3 protein-coding genes and 1 pseudogene are annotated in these 1,808 nt (G+C 59.1%); all 4 read right to left on the bottom strand.

The window, feature by feature from the left end; genetic code table 11:
* A partial coding sequence (locus B042_RS23660; protein ID WP_036555469.1) for a hypothetical protein occupies positions 1-267 on the bottom strand: 267 nt, incomplete at its 3' end.
* 40 nt (positions 268-307) lie between these two features.
* Complete coding sequence (locus B042_RS0116900; protein WP_028649307.1) at positions 308-682, bottom strand: transposase family protein; 375 nt, start codon at positions 680-682, stop codon at positions 308-310.
* A 245-nt stretch (positions 683-927) separates the two neighbouring features.
* Positions 928-1,341: a CPCC family cysteine-rich protein gene (locus tag B042_RS27135; protein WP_081748841.1), complete on the bottom strand. Its 414-nt coding sequence runs from the start codon at positions 1,339-1,341 to the stop codon at positions 928-930.
* Positions 1,316-1,808: pseudogene (locus B042_RS25830) on the bottom strand (hypothetical protein); the annotation flags it as partial. The gene B042_RS27135 and the pseudogene B042_RS25830, both read right to left, overlap by 26 nt.

Raw genomic sequence — 1,808 nt, 5'->3', positions numbered from 1 at the left:
ATCACCCCCGTGTCCAACATCCGGGGTTAAGCCCCCTTCGATCGGCTTGGTCGACCCGTCGGCCATCAGCACCCGCGTACCGGGAACGAAACTGTGGCGGCAATCAGTCTTTATATTGTCCAGCTTGCGTTCGGACCTCACCAGGCCCTTGACGCCGCTGATCAGGTCACCGCCCAGATCAGCGATCCTGCGGCCCAGCTCCGCGGCCTTGCCCCACCGCAGCCCGTACTTGACCGCGATCTTGCCGGCCAGACCACCCACGAACATCGACGCGACGTTCAGCGCGGTCTCACCACACGCCCCCAGATCACCCGTGGTGGGCGCGGCGGTGCTCGCGTTCGGGTGCCCCGGCAGGGGTGCGTGCCGGATCGCCTTCGGGCGGGGTGTGGGTGTTCAGGCAGGCCAAACCCGCGCGGGTGAGCTGGGCAGGGTCCAGACGGGTGAGAAGGTTGCGCAGGGTGTGCTCGTCAGGGATATGGATCTGCTTGGTGAAGGGGCACATGGGCAGGCCCAGGGCGAGGAGGACGCGGCGGGGTGCGTTGTGGGCCCATTCGATGATGGCGCAGGTGCTGTCGTGACCGACGCTGGTCAGGGCGCACACGGCCAGGGCGAGCAGGGTGGGCAGGCTGTATCGGCGCCCGCGTGGGGCTCTGGGGTCGTTGATGGTGGCCAGGTGGTCCATCAGGTCGGGGGTGGGTTCGTCTGCGGGGGTGGGTGGCTGCGCGGGTGGGGTTGAGGACAGGCGTGGAGTACGGGAGGATGACACAGCGGGCATGTGGCCTTACGGATCGTGGTTTCTCGACAACTCCATGATCCTTCAGGCCCATGCCCGTTTTTGCATGTCAGAGCCTGGTCATATCTCCACAGACCCCCTCGAACCCGGTGTTCGTGCGTTCCCCGGCAAACCGCGAGAACTCCGGGGCCCTACTAAAATACCCCAGGCAAGCGCCAGAAAGAATCCCTCCACCAATAAAGAAGTGTCCTATCATCCGGCCACGGATCCCGGTGCAATGAACTATAATCTTCAAAGTCATCGATTTCGAAATCGATCATGCGCCATCCTGGATCACGGACCTCGTGTTTAAAATTATTTTTTACCACTTCGACGGTCTCGCCCAAATGCGGATTAGCCTCTTTAAATATTCTCTGAGCCTCATAGAGTGAGGCCTTGTTCGCCCCTCCCGGCATTCTTGGCCATCGAAGCTGCACCGGGTCGTCTTCCCAATCACATACAGGGCATATCATGTGAGACCCCGGAGGGTCCTCGTGTACCCTGAATCCGCAGCACGGACAAGGAAACCGAATCAATATCCCCTTACCTCCTAATTCCAGGACGCTCATCGAAGTAAGTACTTGGATTGTCCGGCTCATAGTAGGTGACTATACCTTTTTCACTCTTTATACCAAATTCACCACTTTCTGGATCGAGGTAGTAGTTCGTACTTCCATTCGTCTTTACTTGCACCCCAGGACGCAGACCGTCACAATCACACATGAGATCTTCAGCAGCATATCGATATTCCACTTGTGTTTCGATCTCCATGCCCTTGGCATGTTTATTATAATGATCATCAAGGTTCGAACTACTGGTCCAATCACAATTGTGACTGAGAAGATCCTGGTCTCCGATAGCCACGTGGAAGGTGTGGACGCCCTGGACGGTCAGGTTATGGACCGTCGCGGGCTGTGTCCAGGCCCCGACTGCGGACACCTGCACCCACGTACCGGCCGAGGTCTGCAACCACATCCCCGGGGCCAGGTCGATGGCATCGACCCACTCCTGCAACTCCGGAACCCAGAACGGGTGC

The organism is Nocardiopsis sp. CNT312 (assembly GCF_000515115.1).
GTDB lineage: Bacteria > Actinomycetota > Actinomycetes > Streptosporangiales > Streptosporangiaceae > Nocardiopsis.
The sequence above is the reverse complement of the archived record's forward strand: the minus strand, read 5'-3'. Positions and strand labels throughout refer to the sequence as shown.

Excerpts from the sequence above, each read along its gene's own strand:
- B042_RS0116900 (WP_028649307.1), bottom strand. The coding sequence starts at position 682 with ATGGACCACCTGGCCACCATCAACGACCCCAGAGCCCCACGCGGGCGC.
- B042_RS27135 (WP_081748841.1), bottom strand. The coding sequence starts at position 1,341 with ATGAGCGTCCTGGAATTAGGAGGTAAGGGGATATTGATTCGGTTTCCT.